This window comes from Streptomyces coacervatus, assembly GCF_029223485.1.
GTDB classification, from domain to species: Bacteria; Actinomycetota; Actinomycetes; order Streptomycetales; family Streptomycetaceae; genus Streptomyces; species Streptomyces coacervatus.
The window spans coordinates 206,208-225,850 of the sequence record NZ_JARHTP010000001.1 but is presented as its reverse complement, the minus strand read 5'-3'; the positions used below and the strand labels follow the sequence as shown (position 1 = coordinate 225,850).

Here is a 19,643-nt window from a genome sequence, read left to right as displayed (position 1 = left end):
AGGGGCGCGGGTACCGCAACGCCCGGTGTTCACATCCCCCACATCCAGGAAGGACCCCCACCGTGCGAAGAACCCGCACCCTCACGGCTGTGCTGGCTCTCGCGGCCGGCTTACTCGTGGGCAGTCCGCCCGCCCTCGCCGCGAGCACCCCCAAGAGCACGCTCGCCGCCGACACGTACACCTGGAAGAACGCCCGGATCGACGGCGGTGGCTTCGTTCCGGGCATCGTCTTCAACCGGAGTGAGAAGAATCTGGCCTACGCGCGCACCGACATCGGCGGCGCCTACCGCTGGCAGGAGTCGTCGAAGACCTGGACGCCGCTCACGGACTCGGTCGGCTGGGACGACTGGGGGCACACCGGGGTGGTGAGCCTGGCCTCCGACTCCGTCGATCCGAACAAGGTGTACGCGGCCGTAGGGACGTACACCAACAGCTGGGACCCCGGGAACGGCGCCGTGCTCAGGTCCTCCGACCGGGGCGCGAGCTGGCAGAAGGCCGACCTGCCCTTCAAGCTCGGCGGCAATATGCCCGGCCGGGGCATGGGCGAGCGGCTCGCGATCGACCCGAACAAGGACAGCGTGCTGTATCTGGGCGCGCCCAGCGGCAAGGGTCTGTGGCGGTCGACGGACTCGGGCGTCACCTGGTCGCAGGTGACCGACTTCCCCAACGTCGGTAATTACGCGCAGGATCCGAGCGATACGAGCGGGTACGCGAGCGACAACCAGGGGATCGTCTGGGTCACCTTCGACGAGTCCACCGGTACGTCGGGAAGCGCCACGAAGACCATCTACGTCGGGGTCGCCGACAAGGACAACGCGGTGTATCGGTCCACGGACGCGGGGGCCACCTGGACCCGACTGGCCGGGCAGCCCACCGGCTACCTCGCCCACAAGGGCGTCCTCGACGCCAAGAACGGCTATCTCTACCTCGCCTACAGCGACAAGGGCGGCCCGTACGACGGCGGCAAGGGCCAGTTGTGGCGGTATGCGACGGCGACCGGGACCTGGACGAACATCAGTCCCGTGGCGGAGGCCGACACCTACTACGGCTTCTCCGGCCTGACCGTCGACCGGCAGCACCCGGGGACCGTGATGACGACGGCCTACAGCTCCTGGTGGCCGGACACGCAGATCTTCCGTTCCACGGACAGCGGCTCCACCTGGACCAAGGCCTGGGACTACACGTCGTACCCCAACCGCTCGAACCGCTACACGATCGACGTCTCGTCCTCCCCCTGGCTGACCTTCGGCGCGAACCCCTCGCCGCCCGAACAGGCCCCGAAACTGGGCTGGATGACGGAGTCGCTGGAGATCGACCCGTTCAACTCCGACCGGATGATGTACGGGACGGGCGCCACGCTCTACGGCACCGAGGACCTCACCAAGTGGGACAGCGGGGGCCAGTTCACCGTGAAGCCGATGGTGCAGGGGCTGGAGGAGACGGCGGTCGACGACCTCGCATCTCCCCCGTCCGGAGCTCCCCTGCTGAGTGCTCTCGGTGACATCGGCGGCTTCCGGCACACGGACCTGACCAAGGTCCCGTCGATGATGTTCACCTCGCCGACCTTCACGACGACGACCAGTCTGGACTTCGCGGAGACCAACCCGAACACGGTCGTACGGGTCGGCAACCTCGACTCCGGGCCGCACATCGCGTTCTCGACGGACAACGGCGCCAACTGGTTCGCGGGGACGGATCCTTCGGGCGTCAGCGGCGGCGGGACGGTGGCCGCGGCGGCGGACGGCAGCCGGTTCGTGTGGAGCCCGGCGGGCACGGGTGTCCAGTACACGACGGGCTTCGGCTCGTCCTGGTCGGCGTCGAGCGGTATCCCGTCCGGGGCGGTCGTCGAGTCGGACCGGGTGGACCCGAAGACCTTCTACGGCTTCAAGTCCGGGAAGTTCTACGTCAGTTCGGACGGCGGCGCGACCTTCACGGCGTCCGCGGCGGCCGGCCTCCCGAGCGGTGACAGCGTCCGTTTCAAGGCGCTGCCCGGCACGAAGGGTGACGTATGGCTGGCGGGCGGCGCTTCCGACGGCGCGTACGGACTGTGGCACTCCACGGACGGCGGGGCGAGCTTCACCAAGCTGTCCGGCGTCGAGCAGGCCGACACGATCGGCTTCGGCAAGGCGGCGACGGGAGCCTCGTACCAGGCCCTCTACACCAGCGCGAAGATCGGCGGCGTCCGCGGCATCTTCCGCTCTACCGACAAGGGCGCGAGCTGGACACGCATCAACGACGACGCCCATCAGTGGGGCTGGACGGGCGCGGCGATCACCGGTGACCCGCGGGTGTACGGCCGGGTGTACGTCTCCACCAACGGCCGGGGTGTCATCTACGGCGACACCTCCGACACGAGCGGAGGCGGCGACGGCGGGGGCGGAGGCAGCACGGACCCGACACCCACCGGCGCCTGCACGGTGACGTACAAGATCACCAACCAGTGGTCGGGCGGCTTCCAGGCCGACGTCCAGCTCACCAATACGGGTGGGAGCGCCTGGAGCGGCTGGTCACTCGGCTGGTCCTTCGCGGACGGCCAGCGGATCACCCAGCTGTGGAACGCCGACTACACCCAGTCGGGCGCGGCGGTGACCGCGAAGAACGTGAGCTGGAACGGCACTGTGGCGGCCGGTTCGTCCGTGGGCTTCGGGTTCACGGGGAGCTGGTCGGGGGCGAACACGAAGCCGACGTCGTTCAGGCTGGGCGACCAGACCTGCACGGTCGGCTGACTGGGCCGAATGGTGACGGCGGGTCATTCCCGAGTTGCGGAGCGCAGATCACCACCTGAACCTGATCAAGGAAGCTCTCAGCCCTGCCGAAAGGACAGTGATGTCGCAGGCACCACGCAAGTCGAACCGCGCTCGTGTCGCGGCGGTCCTCGCCGCCCCCGTAATCGCCCTGACCCTCATGGCGCCGTGCGCCTCTGCAGCTCCGGCACCCGCCAAGTGCGACGGAACCATCCATGTGTCCCTCCTGGGCCACCAGACGTGCGTCTCGTCCAAGGGCGACAGCGACTCCTCAAATGGCGGTCTTTCCGGCCTCCTCGGTGTCGTGACCGGTCTCGTGGGCGGCCTGCTCGGCGGCCTGCTGGGCGGAGGCAAATAGCCAACTCCGTCGGCTGACCCGGTTCAGGGATTCAGGCGGTCGCCCGCCGTGCGGGCGACCGCCTTGGCGTCGGGGTGTGTACACCGTCGGCCTCGGTGCCGTCGCCATCCCGTCGCCGATGAAGAAGCTGGGGTGGGGCGGCTGCTTGCAGGCCGTGTTCTGCCAGGCCAGGGCCGTGCGGTACTGCGTGTCGTGCAGCAGGGTCGTGAACGCCGTTCGCGGCCGTGGACCAGAGGATCTGCCCGTTCTTGGTGGTCCACAGGCCGCTGCCGTCCGTTGAACATGGTCAGGTACTCGGGGCCTACGAGCACGTAACCGCTGGAGTTGCGGTGATCGGCGGAGGAACTGCCGATCACGGTCCCCGTCCCGTCGACCGTGCCGTCCGCCGTCTTCATCGCGAGCTCGGCCTTGCCGTCACCGTCGTAGTCGTACACCTGGAACTGCGTGTAGTGCGCGCCCGAGCGGATGTTGCGGCCCAGGTCGATACGCCACAGCCGGGTGCCGTCGAACTTGATGCCGCCGGCCGGTGGAGTGATGGGGACGTCCTTGTAGCCGGAGCGGAACTGGACGGCGTGCTCCGAGTCGCCCTGCTCGACGCCGTTCACGATGGCACCATCGGTCGCCGCCGCTTACCGCCGCATCGCCCTGCCTTCACGCCAACTTGGCGTACCTTCGGGCCAGTTGGGCCACCGTTCGGGCGATGCACTCGCGTAGTTCGGGCGGCTGGAGCACCTCGATGTCCGTGCCCAGGCGCAGAAACTCACCGTGCGCATGCTCGACGGACTCGATGCGGACCCGGGCGACGGCCCAACCGTCCTCGTCCGTACGGCAGTTGACCGCCCTCGGCAGCCGCATGCCCGGTGCCAGCCGGACCAGTGCCTCGCCGCGGTACAGCCGGTCGTGGAAGTCGCGCTGGTACGCCGTCCAGTACGCGGCCAGGTCGAAGCCGTCCGGGCGGGTGAACTCATCGTCGGAGGCGGTGAGTTGGAGGATCTGGTCGACGCGGAAGGTGCGGGGCCCCGGGCCCGCGACGACGTACCAGCGGCCGGCCTTGAGGACCAGTCCGTACGGTTCCAGGCGGCGCTGCACGTCGGTGGGCTCGGCCCAGCGGCGGTAGAGGACGTTCAGGACGCGGCTGTTCCATACCGCGTCGGCGACCGCCGGGAGATACGGCGCCTCCTCGGCGTCCGCGTACCAACCGGGCGCGTCGAGGTGGAAGCGGCCGCTGATCCGGTCGGCGTGGGCGCGCAGCTCCGGTGGCAGGGCGGCGCGGACCTTGAGCTGGGCGGCGGCCAGGACCGAGCCCAGGCCGAGTTCGGCGGCCGGGCCGGGGGCGCCCGCCAGGAAGAGGGCCTCGGCCTCGTCGGCGGTGAGGCCGGTCAGCCGGGTGCGGTAGCCGTCGAGCAGCCGGTAGCCGCCGGCGTGGCCCGCGTCTCCGTACAGCGGGATGCCCGCCGCGCTCAGCGCCTCCACGTCCCGGTAGACCGTGCGGACGGAGACCTCCAGCTCCTCGGCGAGCTGGGCGGCGGTCATCCGGCCCCGGGTCTGGAGCAGAAGCAGGATCGAGACGAGTCGGCTGGACTTCACTGACACATGGTGTCAGTGAAGTCGGCCTAGCGTCTCGCCATGGCCATCACGGAGAAACCACGCTTCAGGGAGAAGCTGCTGACCGTACCGCCGCCCATCGAGGTGGCGGGACGGCACATCAAGCGCTACCACGTCACCGCAGACCCGGCCGGCATCGCGCCGGAGGTGGAGAAGGCGGCGTACGAGATCCTCCCGGAGCTGCTGCCGGAGCCGGACGGCACTGCGCCGGCGACGTTCGTCGTCGTTCACAGGGGAAACGACGACGGCGCGTACATCAACGCCTACAGCTGGGTGTGGGACAACGTCCTGCACTACGCGAACGCGGCGGCCGGCCAGCCGATGACCGGCTGCCCGGACCGCGACCCCACTCACTTCATCAGGCCCCGACTGCCCTGGATGGGCTGCGTCTTCGAGCTGCCGCCGATCCTGCACGAACGGGATGCCTGGGTACGGCACATGCTCGCCCCCGAAGTCCCGGACCTGGACGCCTACCTGTCCGACTCCCTGCCCGCAGGAACCACTGGAGACCGCTCATGAGCAGCCCGCACGACTTCGACTTCTTCCACGGCGAGTGGGAGGTCGCGAATCGCCGCCGCACGGACTTCCTCGACCCGGACAGCGGCTGGGTGGAGTTCCCGGGCACGAGCCGCTGCTGGCCGCTGTTCGACGGGGCGGCGAACGTCGACGAGATCGACATGCCGTATCTGGGAGCCAAGGGCGCGACTCTTCGGCTCTTCGACCGGGAGACCGAGGCGTGGTCCCTGAACTGGGCCGCCAGCCGCAGCGGAAAGCTGTTCCCGCCGGTCGTCGGGCGCTTCGACGGCGGTCGCGGCGAGTTCTACGGCGACGACACGCACGAAGGGAAGGACGTCCGGGTGCGGTTCGTATGGGCGGGCATGTCCTCCGCCTCCGCGCACTGGGAGCAGGCGTTCTCCGTCGATGGCGAGGAGACGTGGGTGACCAACTGGACGATGGACTTCAGCCGCCCGGAGGCTGCCTGACTGCCTGGTCGACCGCCGGCTTCCTGAAGGCCCGGAGGCTGAACTCCGGGTCTGCGCGCGGCCGTTCCTGGTCGGGCAGGGCTGCCAGCCGTGACACGAACCGTTCGGTGAGCGGGTCGCCGGGCGGCAGTCGGGTGAACCAGCCGCGCCGCAGATCGGCGGCGGTGCGGCGGGGGCTGCGGCCCTGACCGCGGCCCGGGAAACGGGCCTGCCCCGCAGGGTGCAGACGGTGCGCGGCGGCGTACGACTCCACGAGCGGGGCGGCGTCCGGGGCAGGGCGGCGCGGGCGGGCGGCGAGGACGGCGTCGATGTCGCTGCCGACGTCGTGGGCGGCGGCCTTGTCGACGGTGGTGACGTACACACCGCCGGGCCTGAGGACGCGGGCGCACTCGGCGACGACGGCGCGGACGTCCTCCGGCTCGTCCAGGAGGTGCAGCAGCCAGACGCTGGTGACCGCGTCGAAGGTCCGGTCGGCGAACGGCAGCCGGCGGCTGTCGGCCAGCAGGACCGAGCCGGGCAGGCGCCCGGCGGCCATCCGGGCCATGCCGTACGTCAGGTCGGCGCCCGTCACCCGGGTGGCGGGCCGCGCGGCCACGAGGCGCCGGGTGACGATGCCGGTGCCGCAGCCGACGTCGAGGAGCCGGCCGGTGGCTGCGGGGATCAGGCCCAGTACGGCGTCCGCGGCTGCCTCGGCCCTCGGTTCGCCGCCGCGGGTGGTGTCGTACGCAGCGGCTTCCTTGTCGTAGTCGAGCACACGGATCAGTGTGCCCCGTGTCCCGGTGCCAGATCCTCGACCTTGCGCGCGAGCTCGAAGTCCAGCTCGGTGACGGCTCCGCCCACGCTGTGCGTGTTCACGGACAGCGAGACCGTGTTGTAGCCGAGGGTGAGGTCGGAGTGGTGGTCGAGCTCGTCCTGGACCTGGGCGATGTGGATGACCATCGCGGTGGCCGCGAAGTGCGAGCCGAGCCGGTAGGAGCGGGTGAGCCGGTCGTCTTCGGCCGACCACCCCGGCAACTCGGCGAGCCGGTCCTCGATCTCCTTCTGCGACAACGGTTCCACGGGCATGGCCTCGCTCCTTCCTCGGCACGGGGTGCTTCTTCAGCGTGCCACAGCAGATGACTGCGGTCCTGGTCACAAGGGTTCCCGGGGTCCGGCCGGGGACACCTCGGGACCCCTCGGAGTCACTGATGCAGGCGCTCCGCCGCCAGGTCGTCCGCGATGGCGGCGATCCTGGCCCGGCCCTCGACCTGCTCGACCCACTCGTGCGGCAGGCCGACGTCTCCGTGTACCGCGCCGACGAGGTTGCCGCAGATGGAACCGGTGGAGTCGCTGTCGCCGGAGTGGTTCACGGAGAGCAGCAGGGCGGCCTCGACGTCGGGCTCGGCGAGGGCGCAGTAGACGCCGATGGCGAGGGCCTGCTCGGCGACCCAGCCGGCGCCGAGGTTCTCGACGTTCCCGGCCGTCGGCCGTCCCTGCGCGGCCAGGTCGAGGGCCCCTTCCAGGGCGGCCGTCGTCTCCTCGTGGCCGGGGTGACGGGCCAGCAGCCGGAGCGTGCGCACCACCGCGCCCTCCAGGGAGTCCCCCTCGACGACGTACGCCACGATCGCGGCCAGGGCGCCCGCCGCGTAGTAGCCGGTGGGGTGGCCGTGGGTGATCTGGGCGCCGCGGGCGGCCATCTCGAAGGCCCCGCCGGGGGTGTTGATCAGGCCGAAGGGGGCCGAGCGCATCACCGTGCCGCAGCCCTTGGAGTCGGGGTTGACCTGCCCCGGCTTGCCGTCCAGCTTGAGCATCGGGTCGGGGTGGTACTTCTGGGCGACCCCGGAGAGGCAGGCGTTGCCGGGCGCGCGGCGGGCGTACAGCCAGGGCTCGCTGATCAGACCGCCCCTGGGGGCGTCCTGCTCCGGACCCGGCTTCGACTGGGTCTCCAGCCAGCGCTCGTACGCCTCGCGCAGCATCTGCGCCCAGGCGCCGCCGATCCCCCTGATCCGCTCCCGGGCGTGCGCCTCGATCAGGGCCTCGACGGTGAACAGCGTCATCTGCGTGTCGTCGCTGATCAGGCCCATCGCGCCGTACGCACCGGGCACGAATCCGGTCACCCCGCGTTCGCCGTGGACCGTGCGGATGCGGTCCAGGGACAGAAACTCGATCGGGTAGCCGAGGGCGTCCCCGACCGCGCCGCCCAGCAGACAGCCCCGCACTCTGGCCCGGTACACCGCGGCGGTCTCCAAGGTCGGGTTCTTCTGCCGCCAGGTCATGATCTGCGCTCCTCGACTACGGTCGTACGTATGACCATTGTCGCGACGGGAACCAGCGCCTCGGCCACCGCCCCCAACGACAAAGGCGTCGGCCCCCTGCTGCGGTCCTGGCGGGAGCGCCGCCGGGTGAGCCAGCTGGAGCTGGCGCTGCGGGCGGACTCATCGGCGCGGCACATCAGCTTCATCGAGACGGGCCGTTCGCGGCCGAGCGAGGAGATGGTGCTGCGGCTGGCCGAGCATCTGGATGTCCCGGTGCGCGAGCGCAACGCCCTGCTGCTGGCGGCCGGTTACGCCCCGCACTACCCGGAGACCCCGCTGGACTCCCCCGCGCTGGACGCCCTGCGCCAGGGCATGGAGCGCCTCATCCAGTGCTACGAGCCCTACCCGGCGCTGGTGGTGGACTCGGTGTACAACGTGGTCGCGGCCAACCGGGGCGTCATGATGCTCATGGAGGGCGTCTCGGAGTCCCTGCTCCAACCCCCGCTGAACGCCATGCGGTTGACGCTGCACCCGGACGGTCTCGCGCCCCGCATCCGCAACCTGCGCGAGTGGCGCGGGCATCTGCTGGCACAGATGGAGCGGGAGATCGCCCTGCACCGCTCGGCACCACTGCGGGCGCTGCACGCGGAGGTCGCGGCCTACCCGGTGCCGGAGCGGGAGCAGAAGCCGGAGCACAGCGGCGAACCGGCCGAACCGGTCCCCTATTTCGCGCTGCCGATGCAGATCGAGCACGAGGGCCGGACACTGTCCTTCATCTCCTCCATCTCCACCTTCAACACTCCCATGGATGTGACGGTCGCCGAGCTGGCCATCGAGACGCTTCTCCCGGCCGACCCGGCGACGGTCAAGTACCTTCAGTCGCTGACGCCCTGACGGCCCGCGTGGCGAGCGCCTCACCGCCGATCCCGTGAGACTGTCGGCGGAACATGAAACACTGCTTCGCGCATTACTTCGGCGCGTAGGGGAGGCGTGGCGTGAGTGAGCGGCGTCCCGCGCCCACTGTGGGCCAGGTGGTGCTGGGCAGGCGCCTGCAGGAGCTGCGGGAGGCTGCCCGGCTGAAGCGCGAGGAGGCGGCGCGCGTCCTGCGGGTGGCCCCCGCGACCGTACGGCGGATGGAGATGGCCGAGGTCGCCCTGAAGATCCCGTACGTCCAGGTGCTGCTGGAGACGTACGGCGTCCCGGACGACGAGGCGGCGGCGTTCGTCGCGCTGGCCGAGGAGGCGAACCGGCCGGGCTGGTGGCAGCGGTTCCACGACGTGCTGCCGGACTGGTTCAGCCTGTATGTGAGCCTGGAGGGCGCCGCCACCATCATCCGCTCCTACGAGCCGCACTTCGTGCCCGGGCTGCTGCAGACCGAGGAGTACGCACATGCGGTGATGGAGGCGGGCACAGTCGGGCAGACCGGACCCGAGACCATCGAACGGCATGTGTCCCTGCGGATGGCCCGGCAGCGGCTGCTGGACCGCCCGGACCCGCCCCATCTGTGGGTGATCATGGACGAAACGGTTCTGCGGCGCCCGGTGAGCATCCGCGGCGAGGTGATGCGCGACCAGCTGGACAAGCTGCTGGAGTTCGCCGAACGGGACCGGGTCACGCTGCAGATCGCCGAGTTCAAGAACGGCCCGCACCCGGGGACGTACGCGCCCTTCACACTGTTCCGCTTCGGCGAGCCCGAGCTGCCCGACATGGTGTTCACCGAGTACCTGACCGGGGCCCTGTATCTCGACTCGCGCAAGGAGGTCTCCGCGCATCTGGAGGTCCTCGACCATATGACGGCCGGTGCCGCGTCGGCCCAGCGCACGAAGAAGATCCTGCGGGAGTTCCGCGAGGAGTTCTGAGTCACGCAGCACCTTTCCCACTCCGAGGAGAAGACACCGCATGACCGGATCCGATGCCGCACCGCAGATCGACACCAGCCGGCCGCACCCGGCCCGTGTGTACGACTGGTGGCTGGGCGGCAAGGACAACTACCCGGTGGACGAGGAGCTGGCCCGCAGGATCCTGGCCGTGGACGGCACGGTGGTACGCGGGGCGCGCGCCAACCGCCGGTTCATGCACCGGGCCGTCCGCACGGCTGCCGAGGCCGGGATACGCCAGTTCCTGGACATCGGCACCGGCATCCCCACCGAGCCCAATCTGCACCAGGTGGCGCAGGAAACCGCGCCGGAGTCCAAGGTGGTGTACGCGGACAACGACCCGATCGTGCTCCGCCACGCCGAAGCGCTGCTGCGCGGCACCGCCGAAGGCAGCACGGACTACGTCCACGCGGACGTGCGGGACATCGACACCCTGCTCGCGCGGGCCGCCGAGTCCCTGGACCTCGCGCAACCGGTCGCGCTGTCACTGGTGGCGCTGACCCACTACCTGGGCGACGAGACCGACGGCGACGACGTCCACGGCCTGCTGCAGCAGTACGTCGCAGCCCTCGCCCCGGGCAGCTACCTGATCCTTTCGCAGGTCACCCCCGACCTGAACCCGGAGGCCATCGCCAAGGCGGCCGGCGCCTTCCGGGCCGGCGGCACCCCCTTCTACCCCCGCCCGATCACCGAGTTCCAGCGCTTCTTCGAGGGTCTGGAGCTGCTCGGCCCCGGTGTGATCCCGGTGACCGGGTGGCGCCCGGAGGCCGAGGACGTGGCGGCTCAGGCGGAGGGCATCGTGCCTGTGTACGCGGGAGTCGCCCGCAAGCCCTGACGCCTTCCCCGTGCACCCGTACGGGTGCCTGAACAGGTGCGCTCCCTTGCCCGCCCCTAGCGTCGAAGCACAGGGCGAGCAAGGGAGCGAGGCACGTGGCCGACACGCGAATACCGCCCACCGAGCCGGGAGCGGCCCTGCTGCGCGCCGGACGGTTTTTCCGCCCCGGCACACCCGCCCCCGACCTGCACAGCATCGCTCTGACCGGCGGACGCGAGGCGGACGCCTTCTATCGGGACCGATGGAGCCACGACAAGGTCGTGAACTCCACGCACGGCGTGAACTGCACGGGCTCGTGCCGCTGGAAGGTGTACGTCAAGGACGGCATCATCACCTGGGAGACGCAGCAGACGGACTATCCGAGCGTCGGTCCCGACCGCCCCGAGTACGAACCCCGCGGCTGCCCGCGCGGCGCCGCCTTCTCCTGGTACACGTACTCGCCGACCCGCGTGCGCCACCCGTACATCAGGGGCGTCCTGCTGGAGCTGTACCGGGAGGCGAAACAGCGTCTGCAAGACCCCGTGCTGGCGTGGGCCGACATCCAGAACGACCCCGAGCGCCGCCGCCGTTACCAGCGGGCCCGCGGCAAGGGCGGTCTGGTGCGGGCGAGTTGGGACGAGGCGGTCGAGCTCGTCGCCGCCGCGCACGTCCACACCATCAAGACGTACGGCCCCGACCGCATCGCCGGGTTCTCCCCCATCCCGGCGATGTCGATGGTGTCGCACGCCGCGGGGGCCCGTTTCCACTCGCTCATCGGCGCCCCGATGCTCTCCTTCTACGACTGGTACGCCGACCTGCCCGTGGCCTCCCCGCAGGTCTTCGGCGACCAGACCGACGTACCGGAGTCGGGCGACTGGTGGGACGCGGCCTATCTGATGATGTGGGGCTCGAACGTCCCGGTCACCCGCACCCCCGACGCCCACTGGATGGCGGAGGCCCGCTACCGCGGCCAGAAGGTCGTGGTGGTGGCGCCGGACTATGCGGACAACGCCAAGTTCGCGGACGAATGGCTGCACCCGCACCCGGGCACGGACGGCGCGCTGGCGCTCGCGATGGGGCATGTGATCCTCAAGGAGTTCTTCGTCGACCGCGAGACCCCTTTCTTCGCCGACTACGTACGGCAGTTCACGGACCTGCCCTTTCTGGTCACGCTGGCCGAGAAGGACGGCGGCCACGTCCCCGCCAAGTTCCTGCGCGCCACCGACCTCGGGCAGCGCGGCGAGGGCGCCGAGTGGAAGACGGTCGTGCTGGACGCGGCAAGCGGCCGCGCGGTCGTCCCGAACGGGTCCCTGGGCTTCCGCTGGACGGAGTCGGGCAAGGGGCGCTGGAACCTCGAACTCGGGCTACTGGAACCGCAGTTGACCCTCTACGGCCATGAGGCGTCCGGAAGCGTCGAGGTGCTGCTCCCCCGCTTCGACACCGAGGGCGGCGAGCACGGCCAGGGACGCGGCGACGTCGTACGGCGCGGTGTTCCGGCAACCCGGCTGGGCGGCAAGGGCGGCCCCCTGGTGACGACGGTCCACGACCTGCTCCTCGCCCAGTACGGCGTCCACCGCACCGGCCTCCCGGGCAGCTGGCCCGCCTCCTACGAGGACGCGGAGGCGCCAGGCACCCCCGCCTGGCAGCAGGTGCACACGTCCGTACCGGCGGCCAAGTGCATAAAGATTGCCAGGGAGTTCGCGCGGACGGCCGAACGCTCCAAGGGCCGCTGCATGATCCTCATGGGCGCCGGCACCAACCACTGGTTCCACTCCGAGACGATCTACCGCGCCTTCCTCGCCCTGCTCCAGCTGACCGGCTGCCAGGGCCGCAACGGCGGCGGCTGGGCGCACTACGTCGGCCAGGAGAAGTGCCGCCCGGTGACGGGGTGGGCGACGCTGGCGGCCGGGTCGGACTGGTCGCGGCCGCCGCGCCAGATGATCGGGACCGCGTACTGGTTCCTGAACACCGACCAGTGGCGCTACGACCGGTTCACGGCCGAGGTGCTGGCGTCGCCGCTCGGCGAGGGCCGGTTCGAGGGGATGACGGGCGCGGACTGCCTTGCGCTGTCGGCGCGTTCGGGGTGGATGCCGTCGTATCCGACCTTCGACCGCAGTCCGCTGGAGCTGGGCGAGGTCTTCGGCGACCCGGTGGCCAAGGCGGTGGCCGAACTGCGCGCCGGGACGCTGAAGTTCGCCTGCGAGGACCCGGACGCCCCGGAGAACTGGCCTCGTGTGCTGACCCTGTGGCGGGCCAACCTGCTCGGCTCGTCGGCCAAGGGCGCCGAGTACTTCACGAAGCATCTGCTGGGCACGCACTCGTCGCTCAGCGCCCAGGAGGCCGGCCCCGGCGAGCGGCCGCGCGATGTGATCTGGCGGGACGAGGCGCCCGAGGGCAAGCTCGACCTGCTGCTGTCCCTGGACTTCCGGCAGACCTCGTCCACGCTGCTGTCGGACGTCGTGCTGCCCGCCGCGACCTGGTACGAGAAGCACGACCTGTCGTCCACCGACATGCACCCCTACGTGCACTCCTTCACCCCGGCCGTGGACCCGCCGTGGCAGGCGCGCACCGACTTCGACACCTTCAAGGCGCTCGCGGAACGACTGAGCGAGCTGGCCGTCGATCATCTGGGGGTGCGCAAGGACCTGGTGGCGACCCCGCTCCAGCACGACACTCCCGGCGAGATCGCCCAGCCCGGCGGGGTCGTACAGGACTGGAAACGCGGAGAGTGCGATCCGGTGCCCGGCAGGACCCTGCCGAACCTGACCGTCGTGGAACGCGACTACACCGCAATCGGCAGGAAATTCACGGCACTTGGGCCGCTTGTGGAGGAACTCGGCCTGCCCGCCAAGGGGATCTTGCTCAAGCCGGACGAGGAGGTCGAGCGGCTGCGGGAGTTGAACGGCACCGGATACCAGGGCCGCCCCTCCCTCGACACGGCGGTGAAGGCCGCGAACACCATCCTCGCCCTGTCCGGCACCACCAACGGGCGCCTCGCCACACAGGGTTTCCGCACCCTGGAGGAACGCACCGGGCAGGAGATGGCGCACCTGGCCGCCGAGCACGAGGGCAAGCGGATCACCTACGCCGACACGCAGGCCGCCCCCGTGCCGGTGATCACGTCACCGGAGTGGTCGGGCAGCGAGTCCGGCGGCCGCCGCTACACCGCCTTCACCCTCAACACCGAGCACCTCAAGCCCTGGCACACCCTCACCGGACGCCAGCACTTCTTCCTCGACCACGACTGGATCCACGAGCTGGGCGAGGCGCTCCCCGTCTACCGGCCGCCGCTCGACATGAACAAGCTGTTCGGCGAGCCGGTCCTCGGCCCGGACGGGCAACGGGAGGTGACGGTCCGTTACCTCACCCCGCACAACAAGTGGTCCATCCACTCCGAGTACCAGGACAACCTGTTCATGCTCGCCCTCTCCCGCGGCGGCCAGAACATCTGGATGTCCCCGCAGGACGCCGAGGCGATCGGCGTCCGGGACGACGACTGGATCGAGGCGGTCAACCGCAACGGTGTGGTCACCGCCCGGGCGGTCGTCTCGCACCGCATGCCGGTCGGCACGGTCTATATGCACCACGGGCAGGAGCGCACGGTGAACGTCCCGAAGGCGGAGACGACCGGCAGGCGCGGCGGCATCCACAACTCGCTCACCCGGCTGATCCTCAAGCCGTCCCATCTCATCGGCGGATACGCCCAGTTGTCGTGGGCCTTCAACTACCTCGGCCCGACGGGCAACCAGCGCGACGAGGTGACGGTCGTCCGCCGCCGCAGCCAGGAGGTCGAGTACTGATGCGTCCGATGGCCCAGATCGCCATGGTCATGAACCTCGACAAGTGCATCGGCTGCCATACCTGCTCGGTCACCTGCAAACAGGCGTGGACCAACCGGCAGGGCATGGAGTACGTCTGGTTCAACAACGTCGAGACCCGCCCCGGACAGGGCTACCCACGCCGCTACGAGGACCAGGACAGGTGGCGCGGCGGCTGGGAGCTCAACCGGCGCGGCGCGCTGAAGCTCAAGGCCGGCGGCCGTCTCCACAAGCTCGCCGGGATCTTCGCCAACCCCAGGCTCCCGGAGATCAAGGACTACTACGAACCCTGGACCTACGAGTACCGCAATCTCACCGACGCCCCGCTCGGCGACGACTACCCCGTGGCCCGCCCCGTCTCCCAGCTCGACGGCAAACCGATGAAGATCGAGTGGTCCTCGAACTGGGACGACAACCTCGCGGGCGCTCCGGCGTACGGCGACCTCGACCCGATGGTCGAGCGGACCCGCAGGCAGGCCTCGGACAAGGTGAAGTTCGAGTTCGAGCAGACCTTCATGTTCTATCTGCCGCGCATCTGCGAGCACTGCCTCAACCCGTCCTGTGTGGCGTCCTGTCCGTCCGGCGCGATGTACAAGCGGGCCGAGGACGGCATCGTCCTGGTCGACCAGGACCGCTGCCGGGGCTGGCGGATGTGCGTGACGGGATGCCCGTACAAGAAGGTGTACTTCAATCACCGCACCGGCAAGGCCGAGAAGTGCACACTCTGCTATCCGCGGGTGGAGGTCGGGCTGCCGACGGTCTGCTCGGAGACCTGCGTGGGGCGGCTTCGCTATCTCGGGGTCGTGCTGTACGACGCCGACAAGGTGACCGCGGCGGCTTCGGTGCGGGACGAAAAGGCCCTGTACGAAGCCCAGTTGGGGGTCTTCCTGGACCCGGCCGAACCCGCGGTGCGGCGGGCGGCCGAGGAGGCGGGGATCCCGTACGACTGGCTGGAGGCGGCCCGCCGCTCCCCCGTGCACGCGCTGATCAGCAAATACAGGGTGGCGCTCCCCCTCCATCCCGAGTACCGCACCATGCCGATGGTCTGGTACATCCCGCCGCTGTCGCCGGTGGTGGACGCGCTGACGGAGACCGGGCACGACGGGGAGGACGCCGGGAACCTGTTCGGTGCCATCGACACCCTGCGCATCCCGCTGGAGTACCTGGCGGAGCTGTTCGCCGCCGGCGACACGGCCCCGGTGCGCGCCTCGCTGGAGAAGCTCGCAGCGATGCGCTCCCACATGCGGGCGGTCAACCTGGGTGAGGAACCCGACGAGGCGGTCACGGCCGCCGTCGGCATGACGCCCGCCGAGGTCGAGGAGATGTACCGGCTGCTGGCGATCGCCAAGTACGAGGACCGGTATGTGATCCCGACGGCCGCCGTCGGGGACGCGCGCCGCCTGGAGGAGTCCGCGCTCCCGGAGGGCTGCAGCCTCGACTACGAGGGCGGGCCGGGCATGGGCGGCGACGGCCCGTTCGGCCAGGACTCGGGACGCAGGCAGCTGCCGCTGGTGTCGGTGGAGAACTTCCACGCCCTGCGCAGACGCCAGACCACGGACGATGCGAAGGAGACCTGATGCCCTCGGACGCCGTGCTGTACCAGGCGGCAGCGCTCTGCCTGACCTATCCCGACGACGACTTCCGCGCCCGGCTGCCCCTGCTGCGCGAAGCGGCCCCGCAGCTGCGGGAGTTCACCGACCACGCGGCCGTCACCCCACCCCAGGAACTGGCCGCCCACTACGTCCAGGTCTTCGACTTCAAGAACCGGCACAGCCTCTATCTGAGCTGGTGGCGGGACGGGGACACCCGGCGGCGCGGTATGTCGCTGGTCCGCTTCAAGGAGGTCTACCGCGCCGCCGGCCTGGAGTTCACCGGCGAGGAACTGCCCGACTTCCTGCCCGCGGTGCTGGAGTTCGCCGCCCGCACCGGCGACACGGGCCTCCTGACGGAACACCGCGAGGGCCTGGGGCAGCTCCGGGCCAGGCTCACCGACTTCGGCACACCGTACGCATCCGTCCTGGATGCCGTCTGCGCCACACTGCCCATCGCACACACAGGAATCCGCACATGACCACACTCCTCTGGGGCGTCCTGCCGTACGTGGCCTTCGCCCTCCTCGTCGCCGGCCTGGTCTGGCGCTACCGCTACGACAAGTTCGGCTGGACCACGCGTTCGTCGCAGCTGTACGAGTCGAAGCTGCTGAACATCGCCTCCCCGGCCTTCCACTACGGCATCCTCTTCGTGCTGGCCGGCCATCTGGCGGGCCTGTTCGTCCCGAAGTCGTGGACCGACTCGATAGGCGTCGGCGAGCACACGTACCACCTGTTCTCGCTCTACGGCGGCACGGTGGCCGGTGTGCTCGCGGTCGCCGGCGTCCTGCTGCTCGTATACCGCCGCCGCACGCACGCCCCGATCTTCCGGGCGACGACCGTGAACGACAAGCTCATGTACGCCGTCCTGCTCGCCGCCATCGCCATGGGCATGGCCGCCAAGCTCGCCCACACCTCCGGTGACGGCTACAACTACCGTGCTTCCATTGCCCCTTGGGCCCGCAGCCTGTTCACCCTCCAGCCGAAGACGGACCTGATGGCGGGCGCACCGGTGCTGTACCGGGTCCACGCGGTGATCGGCACGGCGCTGATCGCCCTGGTGCCGTACACCCGCCTGGTGCACATGTTCAGTGCGCCGGTGCAGTACCTGTTCCGCCCGTACGTGGTCTACCGCAGCCGCGACCCCAGGCAGTTGGGGCCGCGGCCGGAGCGGCGGGGCTGGGAGAAGACGGGCGCCTGACGCCTACGCTGCGCCGCCCTTCGTGTCGCGTTCCTCGTCGACGATCTCGGCGTCGACCACGCCCTCCTCGTCCTGTGGTGCGGTGTGCTGTTCGGTGCCGCTGCCGGTGGAGCCCTGGTCGGCCTGGGCGTACATGGCCTGGCCCATCTTCTGGCTGACGGTGGCGAGTTTCTCGACGCCGGTGCGGAGTTCGTTGGTCTCGGCGTTGCGCTCCAGGAGCCCCTTCAGTTCCGTGGCCGCTTCCTGGACCTCCGTCCTGGTGTCGGCGGGGATCCGCTCCTCGTTGTCCCGGATGAACTTCTCCGTCTGGTAGACGAGCTGTTCGGCCTGGTTGCGGGTCTCGGCGGCCTCGCGGCGCGCCCGGTCCTCCTCGGCGTACTGCTCGGCCTCCCGCATCATGCGGTCGATGTCGTCCTTGGGAAGCGCCGAGCCGCCGGTCACCGTCATCTTCTGCTCGCGGCCGGTGGCGAGGTCCTTGGCCGACACGTGCATGATTCCGTTCGCGTCGATGTCGAAGGCGACCTCGATCTGCGGGACCCCGCGCGGGGCGGGCGGCAGCCCCGTCAGGTCGAAGACGCCCAGCTTCTTGTTGTACGCGGCGATCTCGCGCTCGCCCTGGTAGACCTGGATGCCGACCGAGGGCTGGTTGTCGGTGGCGGTGGTGAAGATCTCCGAACGCCGGGTCGGGATGGTCGTGTTGCGCTCGATGAGCTTCGTCATGATGCCGCCCTTGGTCTCGATGCCGAGGGACAGCGGGGTGACGTCGAGCAGGAGGACGTCCTTGACGTCGCCGCGGATGACGCCCGCCTGAAGGGTCGCGCCGACGGCCACGACCTCGTCGGGGTTGACGCCCTTGTGCGGGTCCTTGCCGGTGAGTTCCTTGACCAGGTCGGTGACCGCGGGCATCCGGGTCGAGCCGCCGACGAGGATGACGTGGTCGACCGCGGCGAGCTTGATGCCGGCGTCCTTGACCGCCTGGTGGAAGGGGGTCTTGCAGCGGTCGAGGAGATCGGCGGTGAGCTCCTGGAAATGGGCGCGGGTCATCTTCTCGTCGAGGTGCAGCGGCCCCTCGGCGGAGGCGGTGATGTAGGGCAGGTTGATCGTCGTCTCGGACGAACTGGACAGCTCGATCTTGGCCTTCTCGGCGCCCTCGCGCAGCCGCTGCAGGGCCATCTTGTCGTTGCCGAGGTCGATGCCGTTCTGCCCCTTGAACTTCTTGGCCAGGTACTCGACGATCCGCTGGTCCCAGTCGTCGCCGCCGAGGTGGGTGTCGCCGTTGGTCGCCTTGACCTCGATGACGCCGTCGCCGATCTCCAGGAGCGACACGTCGAAGGTGCCGCCGCCGAGGTCGAAGACCAGCACGGTCTGCTCCTCGCCGCGGTCGAGGCCGTAGGCGAGGGCCGCGGCCGTCGGCTCGTTGATGATCCGCAGGACCTTCAGGCCCGCGATCTCCCCGGCCTCCTTGGTCGCCTGCCGCTGCGAGTCGTCGAAGTACGCCGGTACGGTGATCACCGCGTCCGTGACGTCCTCGCCGAGGTAGGCCTCCGCATCCCGCTTCAGCTTCTGCAGCACCCGCGCGGACAGCTCCTGCGCCCGGTAGCGCGTGCCGTCGATGGCGCCCTGGTCCGGGAAACGCCAGCTCGCGTCGCCCATGTGCCGCTTCACCGAGCGGGCGGTCCGCTCCACGTTCGTCACTGCCTGCCGTTTGGCGACCTCCCCGACCAGCACCTCCCCGTTCTTGGCGAAGGCCACGACCGACGGTGTGGTCCTGGCCCCCTCCGCATTCGCGACGACGGTGGGTTCGCCGCCCTCCAGCACGGCCACCACCGAGTTCGTGGTCCCGAGATCGATCCCGACCGCACGTGCCATCTCCGTCCCCTTCCGCCAGGGCACTCCTCAGACTCCAGCACAAAACTTGAGTGCAGGAATGTCAATGCCGCGCCCGCTTTCCGGGCGCGGCATCGAAGGGAGGCCGGGGTCAGGCGAGCTTGGCCGACAGCGTGATCGTCGTGCCGGTGAGGGCCTGGCTGACCGGGCAGTTCTTCTTGGCGTCCTCGGCGGCGGAGACGAACGCGTCGTTGTCGATGCCGGGGACCGTGCCCTCGACGGTGAGGTGGATTCCGGTGATGCCCTCACCCGGCTGGAAGCTGACGTCGGCCGAGGTGATGAGCTTGGTGGGCGGGGTGCCGGCGCCGTTCAAGGCGTGCGACAGCGCCATGGAGAAGCAGCTGGAGTGCGCGGCGGCGATCAGCTCCTCGGGGCTGGTCTTGCCGTTCGCGTCCTGAGAACGCGAGGCCCACGTGACCGGCTGCGCCTCGATGGCACCGGAGGAGTCGAAGTTGACGACACCGCTGCCCTCGATCAGGTTGCCTTCCCAGACGGTGTGTGCGGAGCGCGTGGTTGCCACGGTGAATCCTTCC

18 protein-coding genes and 1 pseudogene are annotated in these 19,643 nt (G+C 69.9%); 11 read left to right on the top strand and 8 right to left on the bottom strand.

Annotated features, from left to right (window positions below):
* Positions 1-62 precede the first annotated feature (62 nt).
* Both P2Q00_RS01070 and P2Q00_RS01065 read left to right on the top strand, forming a co-directional pair.
* On the top strand, positions 63-2,726 hold the full coding sequence (locus P2Q00_RS01070; RefSeq protein WP_275768555.1) for a cellulose binding domain-containing protein: 2,664 nt from the start codon (positions 63-65) through the stop codon (positions 2,724-2,726).
* Positions 2,727-2,826: 100 nt separating this feature from the next.
* The gene (locus tag P2Q00_RS01065) at positions 2,827-3,102 is read left to right on the top strand and encodes a hypothetical protein (RefSeq protein ID WP_275768554.1); all 276 of its coding nucleotides are present in this window, start codon (positions 2,827-2,829) and stop codon (positions 3,100-3,102) included.
* Here the strand turns inward: P2Q00_RS01065 and P2Q00_RS50895 are convergent.
* The 3 genes and pseudogenes from P2Q00_RS50895 to P2Q00_RS01055 all read right to left on the bottom strand — a co-directional run bounded on the left by P2Q00_RS50895 (position 3,016) and on the right by P2Q00_RS01055 (position 4,689).
* Positions 3,016-3,273, bottom strand: coding sequence for a rhamnogalacturonan lyase family protein (locus P2Q00_RS50895; protein ID WP_369293666.1), 258 nt, complete (start codon positions 3,271-3,273; stop codon positions 3,016-3,018). The two genes, P2Q00_RS01065 and P2Q00_RS50895, sit on opposite strands and share 87 nt — an antisense overlap.
* Before the next feature lie 98 nt (positions 3,274-3,371).
* A pseudogene (locus tag P2Q00_RS01060) lies at positions 3,372-3,713 on the bottom strand (rhamnogalacturonan lyase family protein); the annotation flags it as partial.
* A gap of 40 nt (positions 3,714-3,753) precedes the next feature.
* Complete coding sequence (locus tag P2Q00_RS01055) at positions 3,754-4,689, bottom strand: helix-turn-helix transcriptional regulator (protein WP_275768553.1); 936 nt, start codon at positions 4,687-4,689, stop codon at positions 3,754-3,756.
* Positions 4,690-4,728: 39 nt separating this feature from the next.
* Between P2Q00_RS01055 and P2Q00_RS01050 the strand changes: the two genes are divergently transcribed.
* Positions 4,729-5,226: a hypothetical protein gene (locus P2Q00_RS01050; RefSeq protein ID WP_275768552.1), complete on the top strand. Its 498-nt coding sequence runs from the start codon at positions 4,729-4,731 to the stop codon at positions 5,224-5,226.
* A complete protein-coding gene (locus P2Q00_RS01045; RefSeq protein ID WP_275768551.1) occupies positions 5,223-5,690 on the top strand; it encodes a hypothetical protein in 468 nt (155 codons plus the stop codon). The genes P2Q00_RS01050 and P2Q00_RS01045 overlap by 4 nt, the downstream gene beginning before the upstream one ends.
* On the opposite strand, the gene P2Q00_RS01040 is transcribed toward P2Q00_RS01045, so the two are convergent.
* The 3 genes from P2Q00_RS01040 to P2Q00_RS01030 all read right to left on the bottom strand — a co-directional run bounded on the left by P2Q00_RS01040 (position 5,668) and on the right by P2Q00_RS01030 (position 7,945).
* On the bottom strand, positions 5,668-6,444 hold the full coding sequence (locus P2Q00_RS01040; protein ID WP_275768550.1) for a class I SAM-dependent methyltransferase: 777 nt from the start codon (positions 6,442-6,444) through the stop codon (positions 5,668-5,670). The two genes, P2Q00_RS01045 and P2Q00_RS01040, sit on opposite strands and share 23 nt — an antisense overlap.
* A 5-nt stretch (positions 6,445-6,449) precedes the next feature.
* A complete protein-coding gene (locus P2Q00_RS01035) occupies positions 6,450-6,755 on the bottom strand; it encodes a 4a-hydroxytetrahydrobiopterin dehydratase (RefSeq protein WP_275768548.1) in 306 nt (101 codons plus the stop codon).
* Between the two features lie 116 nt (positions 6,756-6,871).
* Positions 6,872-7,945, bottom strand: coding sequence for an ADP-ribosylglycohydrolase family protein (locus P2Q00_RS01030; RefSeq protein ID WP_275768546.1), 1,074 nt, complete (start codon positions 7,943-7,945; stop codon positions 6,872-6,874).
* Between the two features lie 30 nt (positions 7,946-7,975).
* On the opposite strand from P2Q00_RS01030, the gene P2Q00_RS01025 reads away from it, so the two are divergent.
* The 7 genes from P2Q00_RS01025 (at position 7,976) to narI (ending at position 17,223) form a co-directional block, all read left to right on the top strand.
* Positions 7,976-8,818 carry a helix-turn-helix domain-containing protein gene (locus P2Q00_RS01025; RefSeq protein WP_275768544.1) on the top strand — a complete coding sequence of 281 codons (843 nt, stop codon included), beginning with the start codon at positions 7,976-7,978 and terminating at the stop codon, positions 8,816-8,818.
* Positions 8,819-8,919: 101 nt separating this feature from the next.
* Positions 8,920-9,783: a Sco1979 family transcriptional regulator gene (locus P2Q00_RS01020; RefSeq protein WP_275768542.1), complete on the top strand. Its 864-nt coding sequence runs from the start codon at positions 8,920-8,922 to the stop codon at positions 9,781-9,783.
* A gap of 40 nt (positions 9,784-9,823) precedes the next feature.
* Entirely contained in the window at positions 9,824-10,636 is an 813-nt protein-coding gene (locus P2Q00_RS01015; RefSeq protein WP_275768541.1) for an SAM-dependent methyltransferase, read from the top strand.
* Positions 10,637-10,731: 95 nt separating this feature from the next.
* Complete coding sequence (locus P2Q00_RS01010) at positions 10,732-14,415, top strand: nitrate reductase subunit alpha (protein ID WP_275768540.1); 3,684 nt, start codon at positions 10,732-10,734, stop codon at positions 14,413-14,415.
* Positions 14,415-16,010, top strand: coding sequence for a nitrate reductase subunit beta (gene narH, locus P2Q00_RS01005; protein ID WP_275768539.1), 1,596 nt, complete (start codon positions 14,415-14,417; stop codon positions 16,008-16,010). The genes P2Q00_RS01010 and narH overlap by 1 nt, the downstream gene beginning before the upstream one ends.
* On the top strand, positions 16,010-16,504 hold the full coding sequence (gene narJ, locus P2Q00_RS01000; protein ID WP_275768537.1) for a nitrate reductase molybdenum cofactor assembly chaperone: 495 nt from the start codon (positions 16,010-16,012) through the stop codon (positions 16,502-16,504). Before narH ends, narJ begins: the two co-directional genes overlap by 1 nt.
* Entirely contained in the window at positions 16,501-17,223 is a 723-nt protein-coding gene (gene narI, locus P2Q00_RS00995; protein ID WP_275768535.1) for a respiratory nitrate reductase subunit gamma, read from the top strand. The genes narJ and narI overlap by 4 nt, the downstream gene beginning before the upstream one ends.
* 3 nt (positions 17,224-17,226) lie before the next feature.
* On the opposite strand, the gene dnaK is transcribed toward narI, so the two are convergent.
* Both dnaK and P2Q00_RS00985 read right to left on the bottom strand, forming a co-directional pair.
* On the bottom strand, positions 17,227-19,092 hold the full coding sequence (dnaK, locus tag P2Q00_RS00990; protein WP_275768533.1) for a molecular chaperone DnaK: 1,866 nt from the start codon (positions 19,090-19,092) through the stop codon (positions 17,227-17,229).
* A gap of 109 nt (positions 19,093-19,201) precedes the next feature.
* Positions 19,202-19,630, bottom strand: a complete 429-nt coding sequence (locus P2Q00_RS00985) for an OsmC family protein (protein ID WP_275768532.1) — start codon at positions 19,628-19,630, stop codon at positions 19,202-19,204.
* Positions 19,631-19,643: the final 13 nt, after the last annotated feature.